The organism is Paraburkholderia acidipaludis NBRC 101816 (genome assembly GCF_000684975.1).
Lineage (GTDB): Bacteria > Pseudomonadota > Gammaproteobacteria > Burkholderiales > Burkholderiaceae > Paraburkholderia > Paraburkholderia acidipaludis.
Genome location: NZ_BAXZ01000020.1, coordinates 126,590 through 145,324 on the forward strand (window position 1 = coordinate 126,590; position 18,735 = coordinate 145,324).

The following is an 18,735-nucleotide window of genomic DNA, read 5'->3' on the forward strand; positions in this document are numbered from 1 at the left end:
GCAGCTCATTGGGTTGCGAGGGTGGCGTGCGGCGCGCCGCTGTAGCGCGCGAGCAGGTCGTCGCCGGCGCCGGCTTCGACGAGCTGGCCGTATTCGAGCTTGATGTAGCGGTCGGCCAGATGGAAATAGCGATCGTCGTGCGTGATCACGAGCACCGTCTTGCCCTTCGCTTTCAGCTGGGGCAGCAGCTCGCGATAAAACACGTCCTTGAAGAGCGGGTCCTGGTCGGCGGCCCATTCGTCGAACACATAGAATGGCCGGTCCTCCAGACAGGCGACGAGCAGCGCGAGCCGTTTGCGCTGGCCTTGCGAGAGTTCGAGCGTGGAAAACGCGCCGTCCTTGATGCTGACCTTGTGATCGAGCTGCAGATGCACGAGCAACTGCTGCGCCGAAGCGTCGAGCCCGTCGAAGCGCAGGCCTAGCAGGCTGTCGAACAGGAAGAAGTCGCTGAACACCACCGAGAACAGCTGGCGATAGCTGTCACGCCCGTCTTCGCCCACCGGCGCGCCGTTCAGCAGAATGCGGCCGCTTTCGGGCGGATACAGGCCCACCAGCATCTTCGCGAACGTAGTCTTGCCGCTGCCGTTGCCGCCGATCAGATACACGAGTTCGCCCGGCCGGAACGTCAGGTCGATCGGCCCGAGCGTGAATACTTCGTTCTCCTTCTCACGGAAATAGCGGTGCGTGACGCCGTCGAGCACGATGCTTTCGAAGCCCGCTGCGGTCGGCGCGCCCAGCCCGCTTTCCACGGGCAGTTCGGCATTGACCTGCTCGATGCGTTCGAGCGCCACGCGCGCCGTGCCGATGTTCGGAATGGCGGAAAGCAGCGATTCGATCGGCATGATCATGTAGAGAAACACCATCGCATAGCCGGACATCACGTGCGTATCCACGGGAAAGAGCCGCGCGACCACGAACAACGTAATGCCGATGAAGACGAACAGGATGAAGCTGCCCCAGCTCGCGGCGGCGGCGTACAGCACGTAGCCGCGCGTGCGCTGCACGCGCACCGCTTCGACGTTGGTCGAGAGCGTGTCTTCGATGAAGGCGCTGCGGCGCCGGCGGTGCAGCTTCAGTTCCTTCGCGCCGTCGAACAGCGCACGGAAATGCCTCACGAGATCGTCCTCGCGCTGGCGCGAAGCGCGCAGGTGAAAGAGCGCGCGGCCGTTGGCCACGCGAAAGCCCGCTGCGCCAATGCCGATGGTGACGATCGCCACGAGCAGGATCTGCCATGACAGCACGCTCAGATAGGCGAGGCAGCCCACGATCACCGCGCTTTGCATGGCGAGCGCCGGCATTCTCACGAACAGCATCACGATCGAATCGAGATCCTGCGTAAGCACGGCGAGCGAGCGCGCCGCGCCCTGCTGCTCGAGATGGCGGAAAGAGGCGTCGCCGAGCCGGCGGATCGTCTGCATGCGCAGGTTGGCCTTGGCGCGCTGGCCGAGGTCCATGAAGAGCGTCTGCGAAACCGTGCGCGTGACGAGCACGACCGCGCCGAGCACGAGGAACTGCCAGCCAAGACGCGCGAGCTGCGCGCTCGACGCGGAGAGCGCCTGGTTGATCAGCGCAACGAGCCCGGCATTGCCGAAACCGCTGACGAGACTGGTGACGAGCGCAACGAACAAGGTCCAGCGTGAGTTGCGTGCGAGCTTCAAGAGCAGAGACATGTCACTCCTTGCGACGGTGCATCAGGAACCGGGCCCGCTCTGCGGCGGGCGCCGGAACATCGTGAGGATCAGATAGAGGCCGCCGAGCAGCGTGGCCATCACGCCAGCCGGCATTTCCTGCGGGAACAGCATCCAGCGGCCGAGCCAGTCCGACGCGATCATGAGCATCGCGCCGAGCACGGCCGAAACGAGCAGCAGCGGCGTGGCGCGCCGGATGCCGAGCATGCGCGTCATGTGCGGCGCCATCAGGCCGATGAACGACAGCGGCCCGATCACGAGCGTCGCCACGGCGCTCATCAGCGCGCTCAGCATCAGCAGCCCGAAGCGCGCGACGGCGAGATCGACGCCAAGGCCCTTCGGCACGGCGTCGCCGAGCGGCAGTATCTCCAGCCAGCGCCGGCACAGCGGCACGGCCGCGAGCGCGGCGAGTGCCGCCGCCGCGACGAGCGCGGCCATCCACGGGCCGACGTTGTAGGTCGACCCCGCCAGCAGGTTGTAGAGAATGATCACGCGCGGGTCGCCGCTCGACACGGCAATGACGGAGATCGCCTGGAACGCGGCGGACAGCGTCATGCCCGCCAGGATCAGCGTGTCGGGCGCGAACGACGAGGCGCGCGCGAACACCACGAGGGCGCACAGCGTGAGCACCGCACCACCCGCGCACCAGATCAGGTAGGTCGGCAAACCGGGCTGCGTGGTGAGGAACAGCGCACCGGTCAGGCCGAGCGCGCCGCCCGCCGAAATGCCGAGCAGATCGGGGCTCGCCATCGGATTGCCCGTCATGCGCTGCACGATGCCGCCCGAGAGCGCCAGCAGCACACCCACGCCGAGCGCCGCCACGACGTGCGGCAGGCGCAGGAACAGGAGCGCGGCGGCTTCGTGAGGACTGCTCAGATGCCAGCCGTCGAGTCCGCGGCCCAGTGTGAGCGATACCGCGCTCACGAGCACGAGCAGCGCCGCGCAAGCGAGCGTCGTGATCCGCAGCCCGCGCGCCGACAAAGGCGTCGAGCGCCCGGCGGGAGTTTGGGCGAGGTCCGGCCGCCCGCGCAGGCGCCGCAACATGATCAGCAGCAGCGGCGCACCGAGCAGCGTCGTGATCGCACCGGTTGGAATCGCCATGCCAAAACGCGCGACGCACAACTGCGCGAACTGGTCCGCGAGCCACAACAGCGCCGCGCCAAGAAGCGGCGACCAGACGATGCGCTCGCGCAGGCGCCGCGCGCCGGCGAGGCGCGCGAGCGACGGCGCGGCAAGACCGACGAAGCCGACCACGCCCACGGCGCTGACCACGAATGCCGCGATCAGCAGCGCGAGGAACAGCGCGAAGCCGCGCGTCGTGCGCAGCGACACGCCGAGGCTCGACGCAACCGTATCGCCGAGGTCGAACACCGCCATCGGCCGCAGGCACAGCAGCAACAGGGCCACGCACGGCACGAAGCGCGCGCAAAGCGCCGCCGCCACGTGCCAGTCGTTCTGCGCGAACGAGCCGCCGCCCCACACCAGCAGGCCGCTCAGCAAGTCGTAGTGGGAAATGGCCAGCGCGAGGCAGAACGCCCCGCCGCACAGGTTGACGATCATCCCGGCGAGGATCAGCGCGAGCGGCGACATCCCGCGCCGCGCCGCCAGCGCGAACACGGCGGCCAGCGCCACCGCGCCGCCGGCCAGTGCGACCGCGTCGCGCCCGCCGGCCAGCAGGAACGGCGCATAGACGGTGGCGAGGGCCAGCGCGAGCCAGGCGCCGGAGAACATCCCCAGTGTCATGGGCTCGGCGAGCGAATTGCGCAGCACCTGCTGGGTCGCGACGCCGGCGAACCCGAGCGCGGCGCCGCATAGCAGCGCGACCGCGACGCGCGGCACGTCGCTGTAGTGCACGAGCAGCTGCGGCACGTCGCCGGGCGTCGGCGCCACGAGGGCCTGCCACCACAGCGCGGCAGGCAGGCGCGCGTCGAGACGCAGCAGGAACAGCAGCGCCGCCAGCGCGAGGAGCCCGCAAACGGACAAGAGCGGCGTGCGCCGCATCGGCACCAGAGACAAGGTCGCGGCGCTCTTCATGTGGGCTCCGCGGTGGATGCCCGCGCATCGAGGTGGGCCTCGCCCAGGGCGTCAACCAGTGCGTCGGCGAAGTACTGCGCGCTCAGGATGCCGCCTTCGGGCGGCACGGACGCCATGCCGATCATGCGGCCCTCGCCGGCGAACGGCATCGCTTGCCACACGCGGCTCGTCTTCATCATCGATGCCGTCAGCGCGGGCAGCGGCTTCACATAGACGAGCGTCGCGCGCGGATCGGCGTCGAGCGCGTCGAAACCGATCGTGGCGTAGGCCGCCGTATTGTTCGCCTTGGCCTTGTACCAGCCGTTCTGCAACCCGAGCGTTGCCAGCAGCTCGCCGAACAGGCTGTGTGCGCCGAACACGCGCACGTGCGACTCGTCGATGAAACGCACCATATAGACCGATGCGCCAGCCGCCGCCGGCAGCGCATCGAGCCGCGCACGTGCGGCAGCGACGGCGCGCTGCGTCTGCGCGACGGCCGCCTCGCCGCGCGCATCGCAGCCAAGGAGGCGCGCGAGGCGCAGCGTTTCGGCGCATGCGGCCGTATAGGGCGTCGGGCTGGCGCGGAGCATGCCGAGCGTCACCGTTGGCGCGATACGTTCGAGCGACGCGCGCATCGTCGCGTGCGCGGGCGTGATGACGATCAGATCGGGCTTGAGCGCCAGCATCAGCTCCATGTTCGGCTGGAACATCAGACCGAGATCGACGACCGAAGCGGGTACCGGGCAGGCCGTGAAGTTGCGCCGGAATCCCTGTGTGTTTGCCATGCCGACCGGCACGACGCCAATCGCCAGCGTGAGCTCGGCGAGCCCCCAGTCGAGCACGATCACACGGCGCGGCGCGGCCGCCCGTGCGCTCGCGCCGGCGGTCAGCAGCGCGCCGCCCAGGAGCGCGGTGAGCAAGGTCCTGCGGTTCATTGCATGAGATCGGAAAGAAGGGATTGCATCGTATCGGCCATTGCAGCGGGGCCGCTCGCGGTGCGCGGACGTGACTCGTCCACGGCGCGCGCGAAGGCTTCGAGCGTCGGCGCTGCGAACAGCGCGGCGAGCTCCACGTCCGCCGCGAGTTCGCGTGCCACGCGCCGCTGCACCTTGAGACTCAGGATCGAATCGCCGCCCAGCTCGAAGAAGTTGTCATGACGCCCCACACGCGCCACGCCCAGCAACTGCTGCCAGATCGTCGCCAGCGCGTTTTCAGCTTCGCCTTGCGGCGCTTCCCATGCGTGTTCGGGCGCTTCCGGCAAAGGCAGCGCGCGCCGGTCGATCTTGCCGTTCGGCGAGAGCGGGAAGCGTTCGAGCTCGACCCACGCCGTCGGCACCATGTAATCGGGCAAGGCCGCGGCGAGCCCTGCTGTGAGCGTGTCGCGATCGAGGCGATAGCCGGCGCGCGCGCTCACATACGCGACGAGCCGCTTGCCGCCCAGGCCATCCTGCGCCGCGACGACTGCCGTCTCCACCCCCTCCTGCCGTTGCAGCACGGCTTCGATTTCGCCGAGCTCGATCCGCAGGCCGCGAATCTTGACCTGATGATCGAGGCGGCCCAGATAGTCGAGCGCGCCATCGGCGCGCCAGCGCGCGAGATCGCCCGAGCGGTAGAGCCGCGCGCCGGGCTCGAACGGATCGGGCACGAAACGTTCCGCCGTGAGCGCGGGGCGGTCGAGGTAGTCGCGCACGAGCCCCGCGCCGCCGAGGTAGAGTTCGCCCGCCACGCCAACGGGCAGCGGGTTCAGCGCGGCGTCGAGCACATGCGTGCTGACGTTCGCGATCGGCCGCCCGATGGGCACGACCGCCTCGCCTGTACGGCAGGTCCAGTGCGTGACGCCGATGCCCACCTTCGCATCCGGGCCGACGCCGAGCCGCCGCAGCCGCTGGGCCAGCCGGTTCGCGCGCGCGTCGAGTTCGCCGTAGGTCAGCGTCGTGCCGTCGAACAGCAGCGCGTCCGCATCGGGCCTGGCCGCGGCCTGGCGCTCGAACAGCCGGTGCACGGGCACGGGCTCGCCGTAATCGGCGCGCTGTGTGCTCCAGGCCGCGAGACCCGCGCGCTCGTCATGGTCGAGCCAGAGCAGCTCCACCACCGCCCGGTCCGGCTCGCGGCACAACGCCGCGAGCAGTGCTTCGTAGTGGGCGAACAGCCGCTCGATCGTCTGCGGGCGATACAGCGTGCCGTCGTAGCGCGCCGTGACGCGCACCGCCTCGGCGCTCACGCGCACGTCCACGCTCAGATCGAAGCGCGCGAGCGGACTTTCCGCATCCACGATCTCGACTTCGAGTCCGTCGAGCGACAGCTCGCCCGCCGCCGCGGGGCCCTGCACGTTGAAGAGCGTCTGGAACAGCGGATGGCGATCCGCCTCGCGGCGCACGCCGAGCGCATCGACGAGCACCGGCAAGGTCACGTCACTGTGATCGAGCGCCGCGCGCGTGTCGTGCCGCACGCTTTCGAGCAAGGCGCGCGCGCTCATCGACGGCTCGATGCGCGCGCGGTGCACGCGCGTGTCGACGAACAGGCCGATCAGATGCTCGCACTCTGCGAGCGTGCGGCCGCTCGTCGGCACGCCGATGCAAAAGTCGGCGCTCCCGGCGTGGCGCCAGAGCACGATCTGATACGCGGCCATCAGCACGACGAACGATGTGCAGCGTTCGGCCTTGCAGCGTGCACGCAACGCGTAGAGCGCTGTCTCGCTCAATGCAAACGTATGCGTGCGCGCGACGCGCTTCGCCTGCGGTGCGCTCGGAAAATCGCCTGGCAGTTCGAAGCAGTTGTCGGGCGTGCCGATGTACTGCTTCCACCATGCGAGGTCGGCACGCGCCTTCTCGCCGGCAAGCTGCGTACGTTGCCATGCGGCGAAATCGGTGTACTGCCAGGCGAGCCCTTCGCGCGGCTCCCCGCCGTTCTCCTCGCCGCTCTCCTTCAGATCGATGCGATCGTCGGCGGCGCCGCGCAGGGCATCGCGATACGCCTCTGCCAGCTCGCGCGCGAAGATAGCATTGGAGCCGCCATCCGAAATCAGATGATGCACCACCACCGAAAGCACATGCCACTGCGCCGAGAGCTTCACGAGCCGAAAGCGCGCGGCGCCCTCATGCGCGAGATCGAACGGGCGCGCCGCCTCGTCGGCCAGTACTGCGGCGAGTGCTGCGTCGCGCTCGCTCCCATCGGCATCGGCGGCGCCCGCCAGGTCGAGCACATTGAGCGGTGTGTCCGCAGGGAGATCGGCGATCTGATACGGCATGCCGTCACGCTCCGCGAAACGCGTACGCAGGACCGCCTGGCGCTCGCGTACGCGCGCCAGCGCGAGACCGAGCGCGGCGGTATCGAGCGGCCCGCGCAAATGAAACGCGCGCGCAAGATGCCAGGCCGTGGACTGCGGCGCGAGCCGCTGCATGAACCACATGCCCTCCTGCAGGGGAGACAGCGGCTGCCAGACGGGGGCCATACCGGATGGGCTCATCGATCGATACGCGTGAAACTGCATGGCTGCCCTGCCTCCTCATGAATTACCACTGATACTTCGCTCCCGCCAGGAACAGGCGCCCTTGACCCCAGTAGCAGTAATCCATGCTCGTGCACGAAGCGAGATACTGGCGGTTGAGCAGATTGGTCACGTTGAACGTGGCGGTCCAGCCCTGGAGGTTCGTGAAACGGCGTCCCAGGTCGTAGCGCAGCGCCAGATCGACGAGCGTGGCCGAGGACGTCATGAACGTGTTCGTGGTGTCGCCATACGAGCCGCCGATATAGCGCACCCCGCCGCCGAACAGCAGGCCCGCGAGCGGCCCGCCGGTCCACGTGTAGTCGGCCCACAGCGAAGCCGTGTTACGCGGAATGCCGACCGGCACCTCGTTCAGGCTCGACGTCGTGCTCTCCGTATTGAGCAGGTTCGTGTACGTGTAGCTCGCGATCAGTTGCAGGTTGTCGCTGAGGCTCGCGTGGCCCTCCACCTCGAAGCCCTGCGAACGCACCTGGCCCGTAAGCACGCTGAAGCCGGGGTGCAGCGGGTCGGTGGTCGACACGTTGTTCTGGTCGATATGGAACGCCGACACCGTGACGAAGCTGTTGTAGCCCTTGGGCTGCAGCTTCACGCCCACTTCGTACTGCTCGCCCGTGAGCGGCGCGAACGCCTGGCCGCCAAACGTCGTGCCCACCTGCGGCTGGAACGAGCGCGAGTAGCTGAAGTACGGCGCCACGCCGTCCACGAGCTGGTAGACGGCGCCGGCGCGCCACGTGAACGCGCGGTTGAACTGCTGGCTCGATGCGCCACCCTTGTACGAGGTCTGGTCCTCGTTGGCCCAGTCCTCGCGCACGCCGAACAGGAAGGACCACTTGCCGATATCGATCTGGTCCTGCGCGTACAGGCCGAGCTGCCTGATCGACTGCGCCACCGAAGTCGCGTACATGAACGTGGGGTACGGGATCGCCTGGCCGTAGACCGGATCGTTCACGTTCAGCCCCGGCGCGTTCGCGAGGCTCCCGTAGAAGTGGTGGTCGAACTGGATGTTCTGGTAATCGAGCCCCAGCGTGACATTGTGCTTCGCGGCCCCGGTGTCGAAGGTCGCGTCGAGCTGGTTGTCCACGGTATGCGAGTTCACCATGCCGTAGTTCAGGTACGGCGTGCGGGCGAGCGTCGTGCCGTCCGACTCGAAGCCGTTGTTGCCCACGTACTGGACGGTCTGGCTGTTGTGCAGGTAGCGATAGTTCTGCTTGAACGACCAGATGTCGTTGAAGCGGTGCTCGAACGCATAACCGATCGACTCCTGGGTCTTGCGGAAGCTGTCGAAGTCCGGTTCGCCCGGATCCAGGCTGCGGCTCGGATAGCCATACGGCACGGAGTTGTAAGTGCCCGCTTCCGGGTCCGCCTGATAGTTGGCGAACACCGTGAGCGTGGTGTCCTTCGTCGGGCGCCACGTGATGGTGGGCGCGATCGCCACGCGCTGCTGGTTCACGTAGTCGGTCTGCGTGCCCGTGTTGAAGCCGTCGGCGGTCAGGCGGTAGAGCACCTTGCCGTCCTGGTCGATCGGGCCGCTGAAATCGAAGTAGCCTTGCACGCGGCCATAGCTGCCCGTCGTGAAGCCCACTTCGTGCAGCGGCGTGTCGGTCGGCATCTTGCTGACCAGGTTGACGGTACCCCCGGGCGACCCCTGGCCGTACAGCACCGAAGCCGGGCCGTGCAGCAGTTCGATGCGCTCGAACATGTACGGATCGAAGCTCGTCACGTTGAAGCCGAAGCCGCCGGCCGGTCCGGGCGTGCGCAGACCGTTCCAGAATTCGTCGACGAGGAAGCCGCGCGCGTAGAGATATTCGAGCGAATCCGTGTTCGTGCCGCGCTGCTCCGGGTTGATACCCGAGGTGTAGCGCAGCGCCTGCGCCACGCTTTGCACGTCCTGCACGTCCATCTGGTCGCGCGTCACCACCGATATCGCCTGCGGCGTCTTGATGATCGGTGTGTCGGTCTTGGTGCCGGCCGTGCTGACCTTCGCGACGTAGCCGACCACCGGCCCGGTGCCGGTCTCGGCAGCCTGCTGGCCCTTGATGACCACGGCGGGCAACTGCTGGCCCGCAGCGGCATCCGACGCCGCATTGGGCGGCGCCGCGGTCTGCGCGCTGGCGATCTTCGCGATCGCCAGCGCCACCACCGCCGTCATCGTGCGGACCTTGATCCGTCTGGTGTTGCCCGCTGCTTCGCTCCCCACCCTGGTGTAACCCTCGTCAACCCAGCCCCGATTCATCCCGTTCGTCCCGTCGAAAGATTTAATTTAAATACCGTGATTTCAACATCATGAAACAGTAATAAGAATCATTACTATTTTCATTCGTAAAATTGCGCAAGGACGTTAGAATACGGCCTGAGCTTCGCCGACGTCCTGTCAAATTGCTACGCGAAGCCGTCTGAATTTGACGGTTATGCACTACTTTTAACGACGATTCACAAAATGGCCGAGATCTGGCAACGTCTGACCGGTATGCAGCGCCGCTATCTGAAGCGCCCAGTCATAGCTAAACGATATGACTTTGAAACCGGCGACAGCGAGAGCTGGCACTCGCACTCGCAGCCGCAGTTCGTCTACACGACGCGCGGCGTGCTGCGCGTCATCACGCCGGACGGCGCCTGGACACTCGGGCCGTACCGGGGGCTGTGGATCGCGCCGCTCGTCGCGCACGAACTCCAGGCGGCCAGCCCGGCAGTGATGTACACGGTCTATTTCGAAACTGAGCTCGCGCCGCGCAAGGAGCCGCGCTGCCATGTCTTGATGATCTCGTCGCTGCTGCACGAACTGGTGGCCGCACTGGTCGTCGATCTGGAAAACGACCAACCCGAGCGGCGCTCGGCGTTGATCGACCCGCTTCTGCTGCAGGAACTGCGCGAAGCGCAACTGGCCACCGAGGGCCTGCTGCCGCTGCCGAAGGACCGCCGTCTGCAACAGATCTGCGGGCAGCTCATGGATGTGCCTTCCGACAACACGCCGCTCAACGACTGGGGCATGCGCGTGGGCGCGAGCGAGAGCACGCTCGAGCGTGCGTTCAAGGAGGAAACCGGCCTCACGTTCGGCCAGTGGCGCCAGCGGTTGCGCCTCGTGGAATCGATCTCGCGGCTCGCCAAGGGCATGCCGGTCGCCACGATCGCCACCGAACTCGGCTACCGCAACTCCAGCGCCTTCATCACGATGTTCCGGCGCGCCATGGGGGAAACGCCGCAGCGTTTCCTGCGCAACCGCAACGGGCAGGACCTCGGCGCGGCACAGTGAGTGACGGGGCGGACCGGGGGCGCGCTTGAGTGGTACTTAGCGGTCCGTAGTGGTCCGTAGTGATCCTTAGCGGCCCCTGGTGGTCCGCAATGATCCGTTATGCCGCTTGCCGGCTCGCAAGCAAGGCGCCGAGCGACGCGCTTCTTTCGCGGTCCAGATGCGCACAAATGCCCGGGGGCGCATTGCCGGCGGCGCGCCTTTGCCGCGCCTGTCGTGATCGCGCTGGCCGTGTCGGTCTCGCACGACGAAGGCATACCCGAAGACGCGCGCGGGCAATCCACTACCCTGCAGCGGCGAATTGATGATCTGGCGATTAGGTGCAAGCTGGGATTATCTGAGTTGCGAGGAGGCCTCGCTCTGGCTCTCGCGCGAGGAGTCGGCGCGCATGCGCCGACATCGCAATCCGTCATTCTCGCGGCGCTATGTGATCGCGCGCGCCTCGTTGCGGCACCTGCTTGCCGATGCGCTCGGCAAGGCGCCGCAGGCCCTCGATCTCGCCGACGACGAGCACGGCCAGCCCGTGCTGCGCGAACCCGCTCTCGCACAGCCGCCTGCGCTGCGCATCGCCTTTGCCGGCATCTGGATCACGATCGGGATAAGCGCCGACGCGTTCGGTCTCGAAACGATCATGCCGGGTACCGGGCGCGAATCCACCGCGCCGCTCGCGCGCGGCCCAAGGGGCATGGCACAGGCCGATCTCGATTGCGCACGCGCGGCGTGCGCATCGCAACTGCTCGCGCAGCCGGTCGATCTCGCCGACCCATTGTGCACGCAACGAATCGGGGCGGTGTCGGTGCACCAACTCGAGCGCTCACTGTTCAAGGTGATCGATCTGCCCATGCCTGGCCGCATCAGCGCGGCGGTTGCCACGCCGCTTTCGACTTCGACCATACACGCGTATGGCTGGCTCAGCCGGCGCTTTTGATCGGAGGTCGCGTGGATCACATTGAATCTCCCGCTGTTCCGGCAATAGCTCTGTCAACTCGCGCGTAAAGCGCTTGCGCAGGTCGGCACCGTCCAGGGAACCTGAAATTCGAAATACATATCGAACGAAGCAACGCCTTGAGGTGCGTCCCGCCCGATTCTCTTCGCACTGCGGAGAATGGCTTCGTCAGGGAAAATTCCCGCGGCACGTACGCTCGCGTGTCGTAAAATTGTCTGTCTTGCCAATCGGCGGCGCCATAATCCGCCCATCGCCAGGAGTCGCCGCCATGTCGTTCCCCGGCTCTACGTTCACCGCGCTGCGTTCGCACCTCATCCCCGCGCTCCTCGCTGGCGCGCTGACGACCGGCGTAGCGGGTTGTCAGAGCGTGTTGCCCGCCGTGCCCGATCGCATCGCGATCGATGCCCAGCCGAACGGCATTGCGATTGGCGCGAACGACCATGAGATCTTCGTTACCGACGATCGCAGCAACGCCATCATGGTGTCACGCGATCACTCCGCATTCACGCGTTACGCGGGAGTGCCAGTCGTACCCCGTCAATCCAACAGTCTCGGCGAGGTGATCGCCATGCCATCCGGCGAACTGCTTGTCGCGCGCTTTGGATTTGGAGAGACGGGAGCCCTGTTCATCTCGACGTCGTCAGGCGACGCGCAGCCGCTCGCCGGTCTCGCGACCGAAAGGCGCAGATTGGGGTTGGCCTTGCTGGAGCCCGGCCGCGTGCTTTCCAGCTGGTTCGTGAAGGACAAGAACGCACCGCTGAAGGGCGGTGTCAGCCTCGTGAGCTACGACCCGGCAACCCATGCAGCGACCGAACGGGACCTGATCGCGGGTCTCGCCAAACCGGTCGGCGTTGCCGTGCACGGAGATGCCGTGCTGGTCGCCGATCAGGACCGCAACGCGGTTCTGCGCTACAGCCTGACTGCGCTGCTCGCCGCTCAAACGCCTGTGGCTGCTGACAGCGGCACCGTCGTCGCACAGATCGATCACCCCGATCTGCTCGCCATCGACAACGCGGGCACGCTGTACACGAAATGCGGCGCTACCGGTTTCTGTCGCATTACACCGGATGGAGCGGTTAGGGCCGTTGCGAACGACTTCCAGAATGCGCGCGGTGTCGCCATCGACGATGTGAGTCACGCGCTTTATGTCGTCGATCGCGCCACGGCGTCGTCCGCCAAGGGAAGCGCGATTCGTATTCTGCCGATCGCGGACAATCCGGCGGCCTCGCGTTGAGTCTTTGCGAAGCGCTTCCGCACAGGCTGTTGTTCGACGCACGTACGTCGTGCCACCCGATCGACCTGTAACGCCAACCCGCATTCGTGTTTCGATCACGCCTTGAGCGGCACCCGCGCCGGTGCCGCGTCCAGTTCGAAACGGAACGTCGCGCCGCGCGGCTCGCGCTCGAGCAGTTCGATGCGGCTGCCATGCAGTTGCAGCATTCGTTGCACGATCAACAATCCCAGGCCACCCTGGCGGCGCACGTCTCCTGAACTGAACGCACGCCGGAATAGATTCGCGCGAAGCTCGGGCGCGATTCCCGGCCCCGTGTCGCTGACCACAACGCTCACTTTGTCGCCCTCGCCGGCCAGTTCGACGCTGACCTCGCCGCCGTCCAGCGTATGCCGGATAGCGTTGTCGAGCAGGTTCGTCAGCACGCGCTCGATCATGCCCAGGTCGGCCCAAACCGCCGGCAGACGCGGCACAATCCCGGCCCGCAAGCGGATTTGCCGGGATTGCGCTGCCAGTTCGAACTTCTGGAACACGTCCTGCACGACGTCCGCGAGGGGAAACATTTCGAGCGTCAGTTGTACGTTCTCATGCTCCAGCCGCGCGAGTTCGAACAGCGATTGCGCGAGACGTCCCACCTTCGCGCTTTGTGCGAGCGCGACCGCCAGATAGCGACGACGCTCGCTGGGTTCCAGACTCTCGTCTTTCAAGGACAAGGTCTCGAGATAGCCGTGCAGCGAGGTCAGCGGCGTGCGCAGATCGTGCGAGATGTTCGCGAAGAGTTCGCGCCGCTCCTGGTCCTGCCGTTTGAGTTCGCGCCACTGCAGGCCGATGCGATCGGCCATCTCGGCAAACGTGCGCTCGAGAATGGCAATCTCGTCGCGCGTACCCGCGTGCGACGCCGAGCGACTGGGCGCAAGCGGCGCCGGTTCCGAGCCTGCGCGAATCGATGCATCGAAGCGGCTCATGGTATCGGTCAGACGTCGCAAGGGGCGCGTGACCAGACCGAACGCGATCAGACCGGCGATCAGACCAAGCGCGGCGACCACGGCCATCAATCCGAGCGTGGTGCGCAGTACGGTGCTTTGCGCAAGCCGCGAAGCCAGCGCATCGCGCGCTTCGCCAATCAGTACGACGTAAATATATCCCGCGGGTCGCCCGTCGACGCCTGGGACGACGGCGGCGCTGAACACCTTCCTGGCGTCCACGCTGCGTGGATCATCGCCCAGAATCGGCAGCGGTTCGTTGGCCAGAAAACGCCGCACCGGCTGCAGGTCAACTTGCGTGCGCCGGATATGCCCCGGAGGCGCATCGTCGCCCGTGATGTGGCCGTTGGCATCGAGCAGGTAAACCTCGACGCTGGGATTGACCGCCATCAGTTGTCCGAACAATGTGCGCAGCGCCGCCGGCTTGGGTCCGTCCGCGCCCATCAGCGTCGAGTTGCGGGCGATATGGAACGCCAGATCATGGGAAAGGGCCTGGATGACCTCCTGATCGTGCAGATCCGACGCCCGTATCTGTAACCACGCCGACGCCCCGCAACACGCGAGCAATAGTACCGAAAACACGATGGATACCCGCTGCGTCAACGACAGTCTCACGACGCGCCTCCTTGCATATCGTCGCGCGGCGTGGCATTGCCGGAAGCCGCGGGCGCCAGTGGGTCGAATTTGTAGCCACGCCCCCATACGGTCAGGATCCGCACGGGTTGCGCGGGGTCGGCTTCGATCTTGGTTCGCAGACGGTTGATATGCGTGTTGACCGTGTGCTCGTAGCCTTCGTGCTGGTAGCCCCAGACGGCGTTGAGCAGCTCCATGCGCGAGAACACCTTGCCCGGATGGCGCGCGAAGTAATACAGCAAATCGAATTCGCGCGGCGTCAGTTCGATGCGCTTGCCATCGACCTGCGCTTCGCGCGTGACCGGATCGATCGAAAAGCCGCCCAGCATCAGCGTACCGCCTTCCAGCCGCAGATCCTTTGCCATTGCCTCGACCCGGCGCAGCAGCGCTTTCACGCGCGCGACGAGTTCAAGCACGGAAAACGGCTTCGCAAGGTAATCGTCGGCGCCGAGTTCGAGTCCCAGAATGCGGTGCACCTCGCTCGAACGCGCGCTCGTGATGATGATCGGCGTGTAGCGCGTCATCGCCCGCGCGCGACGGCAGATTTCGAGTCCGTCGACGCCCGGCAGCATCAGGTCGAGGATCAGGGCATCCCAGCCGCCCTGCTCCAGCAGCCGCAGCCCCTCGACGCCGTCGGTGCTGTGGACGACCTCGTAGTGCTCGTCGCGCAGGTGCAGCATGAGCACGTTGGCGATGTCCGCGTCGTCCTCGACGATGAGTACGCGTTTGGTCTGGTCCATGTGTTCTTCAGGCACAGGGCGCAGCGCGCCCTCGGTGAAAGGTCCGGAATGAAAAGCCCATTGTGCAGAAAATCCCGCCCCGCAGTTATCACAATTAATTTTACTTTTCGTGAGGACTTCGATATCGGTGGCTGCCTATCCTTCGTGTAAAGGATGCGCACCGCCCCAATCCCCCCGGGCGGCGTTGCACCGCACCAGGAGAGCATGATGGATATCCATAGACGGCTGCTGCTATCCGGCGGCAGCGCGCTCGCCGTCATGGCCGCGCTCGGCCAGTGGCGCGTGAAGGCAGCCCAGCCGGTCGGCGGCCTGGCGGCGGCCACGGGCACAGCGGCCGGCCCGGGCGCAGATTTCGCCGTGGTTCATACCGACGCCGAATGGCACAAGCTGCTTACGCCCGCCCAGTACGACGTGCTGCGCAACGCGGGGACGGAGCGTCCTTTCACGAGCCCGCTCAACGACGAACACCGCGCCGGCATCTTTGCGTGCGCGGGTTGCGCGACGAACCTGTTCGCGTCGAACACGAAATTCGACAGCGGCACGGGCTGGCCGAGCTTCTATGCGCCGCTCCCCCACGCGGTGGTCGAGCATGAGGATCTCTCGTTCGGCATGGTCCGCACCGAAGTGCATTGCCATCGCTGCGGAGGCCACCTCGGCCATGTGTTCGATGACGGCCCGAAGCCGACCGGCCTGCGCTACTGCATGAACGGCGTCGCCATGACCTTCAAGCCCGGCGCGGCCTGAAAGGCCCCGACCCGCCTGCTCATTTCCGACATCATCATGTTACTCATCATCCTGGCGTATCTCGGCGGCGTGCTCACCATTCTGAGTCCGTGCATTCTGCCCGTGCTGCCCTTCGTGTTTGCGCGCGCAGATCAGCCCTTCGTGCGTTCCGGCTTGCCGCTGCTCGGCGGCATGGCCGCCACCTTCGCCGCGGTCGCCACGCTCGCCGCCGTCGGCGGCGGCTGGGTCGCGCGGGCCAACCAGTATGGACGCTGGTGCGCGATCGTGCTGCTCGCGGTGTTCGGTCTCACACTTCTCCTGCCCCGCTTCGCCGATCGCGTCATGCGGCCGATCGTGAGCGCGGGCAACCGGCTCTCCAACGCGGCGCAGCACGAAGGCACGCCGGGCATCGGCTCGTCGTTTCTGCTCGGCGTCGCCACTGGACTCCTGTGGGCGCCGTGCGCCGGCCCGATTCTCGGTCTGGTCCTGACCGGCGCGGCGTTGAAAGGCGCGAGCGTCGGCACGACTCTGCTGCTACTGGCGTATGCAGCGGGCGCGGCGACATCGCTGGCCGTCGCGCTGCTGCTGGGTGGCCGTGTCTTCGCGGCGATGAAGCGCTCGCTGGGCGCGGGCGAGTGGATCCGGCGTGGTATTGGCGCGGCGATGCTCGCCGGCGTTGCGGCCATCGCCCTTGGGCTGGACACGGGAGTCCTCACGCACATTTCGGCAGTGGCGACGGGCGGTCTGGAGCAACGTCTCGTCGATACGTTTGCACCGTCGCGTGTCCCCGCGGTGTCAATGACCGGTTCCGCCAACGCTGCGAATACGATGTCGGCGACCGGCAGCGCCATGATGCGCGCCTCCGATACCATGCGGCCCGCGACGACGCCCGCGCTGCCCGTGCTCGGGCAGTTGCCTGCGCTGGCCGGCGCCGTGCAATGGCTGAATTCGCCGCCGCTGACCGATCAGGCGCTGCGGGGCAAGGTCGTGATCGTCGACTTCTGGACCTATTCGTGCATCAACTGCCTGCGCTCGCTTCCCTACGTCAAAGCGTGGGCGAGCAAGTACCGCGACAAAGGACTCGTGGTGATTGGCGTGCATGCGCCCGAGTTTGCCTTCGAACGCAACCTCGACAATGTGCGCAAGGCCGTTCACGATCTCGGCGTTGACTATCCCGTGGCGATCGACAACGACTACGCGATCTGGCGCGCGTTCGACAATCAGTACTGGCCTGCCCATTATTTTGCCGATGCCAAAGGTCAGATTCGCTACGAGCACTTTGGTGAAGGCGAGTATGACCAGTCCGAGCGCGTCATCCAGCAATTGCTCGTGGAAGCGGGCCACGCGGATGCGGCGAACGTCCCGATTGGCCTGGGCGGCGCCGAAGAGCGCGGCGTCCAGCTGCAGCCCGACAATGCCGACATGCGCTCGCCCGAAACCTACATCGGCTTCGAGCGCGCAGAAGGGTTCGCGTCGCCAGGCGGGGTCGTGCAGGACCGCGCCCACGACTATCGCGCGCCGTTGAACCCCGACCTGAACCATTGGGGACTGACTGGCGAATGGAGCGTTGGCGCCGAGCACGCGACGCTCGCGAGGCCTGGAGGCGAAATCGTCTACCGCTTCCATGCCCGAGACCTCCATCTGGTCCTGGGCCCCGCCCCGGACGGCAAACCGGTGCGCTTTCGCGTAACAGTAGACGGCAAGGCGCCTCAGAACGCGCACGGCAGCGACGTGGCGCCGGACGGTGCCGGTACGGTGACGGGACAGCGTCTCTATCAACTCGTTCGCCAGCCCGGCGACGTCGCGGATCACACCTTCGCAATCCAGTTTCTCGATCCGGGCGTGCAGGCCTTTGCATTTACTTTCGGTTAAACCTCACAGGCTGACTTGCTTCGCCTGGCAAGGATGACATCGTGAACCTACTCTTCATGAAATCCGGCAAGATCGCCCGCTTTGGCGCCCTGGCGATCGTGATGGCTGCCGTCGCGCTCTGGCAGCGCAGCGCCCATTCCGATGAACGAGCGGTCTCCATTCCGGCGCCGCTTCAGGACGAGCATGCGAGCAACGCGCATTCGGAAACCGCCGTGGTGGCCGGCGGGTGCTTCTGGGGTGTCCAGGGCGTATTCGAGCACGTGCGCGGCGTCACGCAGGTTGCGTCCGGTTACACGGGCGGCGCAGCCGATACGGCGCAATATGAGCGCGTGAGCGATGGCGATACGGGGCACGCGGAATCGGTGCTGATCACGTTCGATCCTGCCGTGATCAGCTATGGCAAGATCCTGCAGATTTTCTTCTCTGTCGCGCACAACCCGACGGAACTCGACTACCAGGGCCCCGACCACGGCACCCAGTACCGCTCGGCGATATTTCCAATGAATGCGCAACAGCGCAATGTGGCGCAGGCCTACATCGCGCAGTTACAAGGCGCGCACGTGTTCGCAGGATCGATCGTGACACGTGTCGAGACCTTCAAGGGCTTCTATCCCGCCGAGAACTATCACCAGAACTTTCTCGTCCTTCATCCCGACTACCCGTACATCGCGATCAACGACATGCCAAAGGTCGACGCACTCAAGAATCTGTTTCCCGCCTTTTATAGAAGCAGACCGGTATTGTTTCAGACTGTGGCTAGTGCCAAGCCGTAGCAGCAAGGGAAAATGGATGGATTCTGTCGCACTGCCTGTCTCGAACTACGACGCGTCTTGTTGCTTCGGAATTTCGCCACGACGACAACAGCGACAGGGCAGACGAGTCAATCGTATGCCGTGACCGTTGTTGTTCTGGACTGATTCGCAGGCCGTATTAAGAGCGTCACCGTTGCGGCATTAATTGTGTCCCCCGCGCCACCGGATGATCGGCCCGGGCCCGTTGAGCACCGCCGTCCATGCAGTTTCGGGCCGCTCCTTTGGAAGCGGTCGCGGGGCAGCCCACTTGCTGCCGGCAGTCGGCCAGCGAACTGCCTGTGTCGGCCATATTCGGCCCTTCGCCAGTCCTGCCCTTGTTGATTCGAGTGGCCGCTATTCTTT

13 protein-coding genes are annotated in these 18,735 nt (G+C 66.1%); 6 read left to right on the plus strand and 7 right to left on the minus strand.

Annotated features, from left to right (window positions below):
• Positions 1-5 precede the first annotated feature (5 nt).
• From BAC01S_RS21840 to BAC01S_RS21860, 5 genes are read right to left on the minus strand one after another with little or no spacing between them, the layout of a single operon-like run.
• Positions 6-1,670 carry a cyclic peptide export ABC transporter gene (locus BAC01S_RS21840; protein ID WP_027796669.1) on the minus strand — a complete coding sequence of 555 codons (1,665 nt, stop codon included), beginning with the start codon at positions 1,668-1,670 and terminating at the stop codon, positions 6-8.
• Positions 1,671-1,691: 21 nt separating this feature from the next.
• A complete protein-coding gene (gene fhuB, locus BAC01S_RS21845) occupies positions 1,692-3,722 on the minus strand; it encodes a Fe(3+)-hydroxamate ABC transporter permease FhuB (protein ID WP_043203178.1) in 2,031 nt (676 codons plus the stop codon).
• On the minus strand, positions 3,719-4,636 hold the full coding sequence (locus BAC01S_RS21850; protein ID WP_043203181.1) for an ABC transporter substrate-binding protein: 918 nt from the start codon (positions 4,634-4,636) through the stop codon (positions 3,719-3,721). The genes fhuB and BAC01S_RS21850 overlap by 4 nt, the downstream gene beginning before the upstream one ends.
• Positions 4,633-7,167 (minus strand): condensation domain-containing protein, encoded by a 2,535-nt coding sequence (locus BAC01S_RS21855; RefSeq protein WP_218001747.1) that lies wholly within the window; start codon positions 7,165-7,167, stop codon positions 4,633-4,635. The genes BAC01S_RS21850 and BAC01S_RS21855 overlap by 4 nt, the downstream gene beginning before the upstream one ends.
• Before the next feature lie 46 nt (positions 7,168-7,213).
• Positions 7,214-9,439 (minus strand): TonB-dependent siderophore receptor, encoded by a 2,226-nt coding sequence (locus BAC01S_RS21860; RefSeq protein WP_084168764.1) that lies wholly within the window; start codon positions 9,437-9,439, stop codon positions 7,214-7,216.
• Positions 9,440-9,643: 204 nt separating this feature from the next.
• On the opposite strand from BAC01S_RS21860, the gene BAC01S_RS21865 reads away from it, so the two are divergent.
• The 3 genes from BAC01S_RS21865 to BAC01S_RS21875 all read left to right on the plus strand — a co-directional run bounded on the left by BAC01S_RS21865 (position 9,644) and on the right by BAC01S_RS21875 (position 12,633).
• Positions 9,644-10,456 (plus strand): AraC family transcriptional regulator, encoded by an 813-nt coding sequence (locus BAC01S_RS21865; RefSeq protein ID WP_027796674.1) that lies wholly within the window; start codon positions 9,644-9,646, stop codon positions 10,454-10,456.
• A gap of 301 nt (positions 10,457-10,757) precedes the next feature.
• Positions 10,758-11,381 (plus strand): 4'-phosphopantetheinyl transferase family protein, encoded by a 624-nt coding sequence (locus BAC01S_RS33370; protein WP_027796675.1) that lies wholly within the window; start codon positions 10,758-10,760, stop codon positions 11,379-11,381.
• A gap of 286 nt (positions 11,382-11,667) precedes the next feature.
• Positions 11,668-12,633, plus strand: coding sequence for an NHL repeat-containing protein (locus tag BAC01S_RS21875; protein WP_043203186.1), 966 nt, complete (start codon positions 11,668-11,670; stop codon positions 12,631-12,633).
• A gap of 95 nt (positions 12,634-12,728) precedes the next feature.
• Here the strand turns inward: BAC01S_RS21875 and BAC01S_RS21880 are convergent, their stop codons facing one another.
• On the minus strand, positions 12,729-14,228 hold the full coding sequence (locus tag BAC01S_RS21880) for a sensor histidine kinase (RefSeq protein ID WP_027796677.1): 1,500 nt from the start codon (positions 14,226-14,228) through the stop codon (positions 12,729-12,731).
• Positions 14,225-14,986, minus strand: a complete 762-nt coding sequence (locus BAC01S_RS21885; RefSeq protein ID WP_027796678.1) for a response regulator transcription factor — start codon at positions 14,984-14,986, stop codon at positions 14,225-14,227. The genes BAC01S_RS21880 and BAC01S_RS21885 overlap by 4 nt, the downstream gene beginning before the upstream one ends.
• A gap of 207 nt (positions 14,987-15,193) precedes the next feature.
• Here BAC01S_RS21885 and msrB point away from each other — a divergent pair, with 207 nt between their 5' ends.
• The 3 genes from msrB (at position 15,194) to msrA (ending at position 18,354) form a co-directional block, all read left to right on the plus strand.
• Positions 15,194-15,730 (plus strand): peptide-methionine (R)-S-oxide reductase MsrB, encoded by a 537-nt coding sequence (gene msrB / locus BAC01S_RS21890; RefSeq protein WP_027796679.1) that lies wholly within the window; start codon positions 15,194-15,196, stop codon positions 15,728-15,730.
• 36 nt (positions 15,731-15,766) lie between these two features.
• Positions 15,767-17,581, plus strand: coding sequence for a cytochrome c biogenesis protein DipZ (locus BAC01S_RS21895; RefSeq protein ID WP_027796680.1), 1,815 nt, complete (start codon positions 15,767-15,769; stop codon positions 17,579-17,581).
• Positions 17,582-17,682: 101 nt separating this feature from the next.
• On the plus strand, positions 17,683-18,354 hold the full coding sequence (gene msrA, locus BAC01S_RS21900; RefSeq protein ID WP_245616647.1) for a peptide-methionine (S)-S-oxide reductase MsrA: 672 nt from the start codon (positions 17,683-17,685) through the stop codon (positions 18,352-18,354).
• Positions 18,355-18,735: the final 381 nt, after the last annotated feature.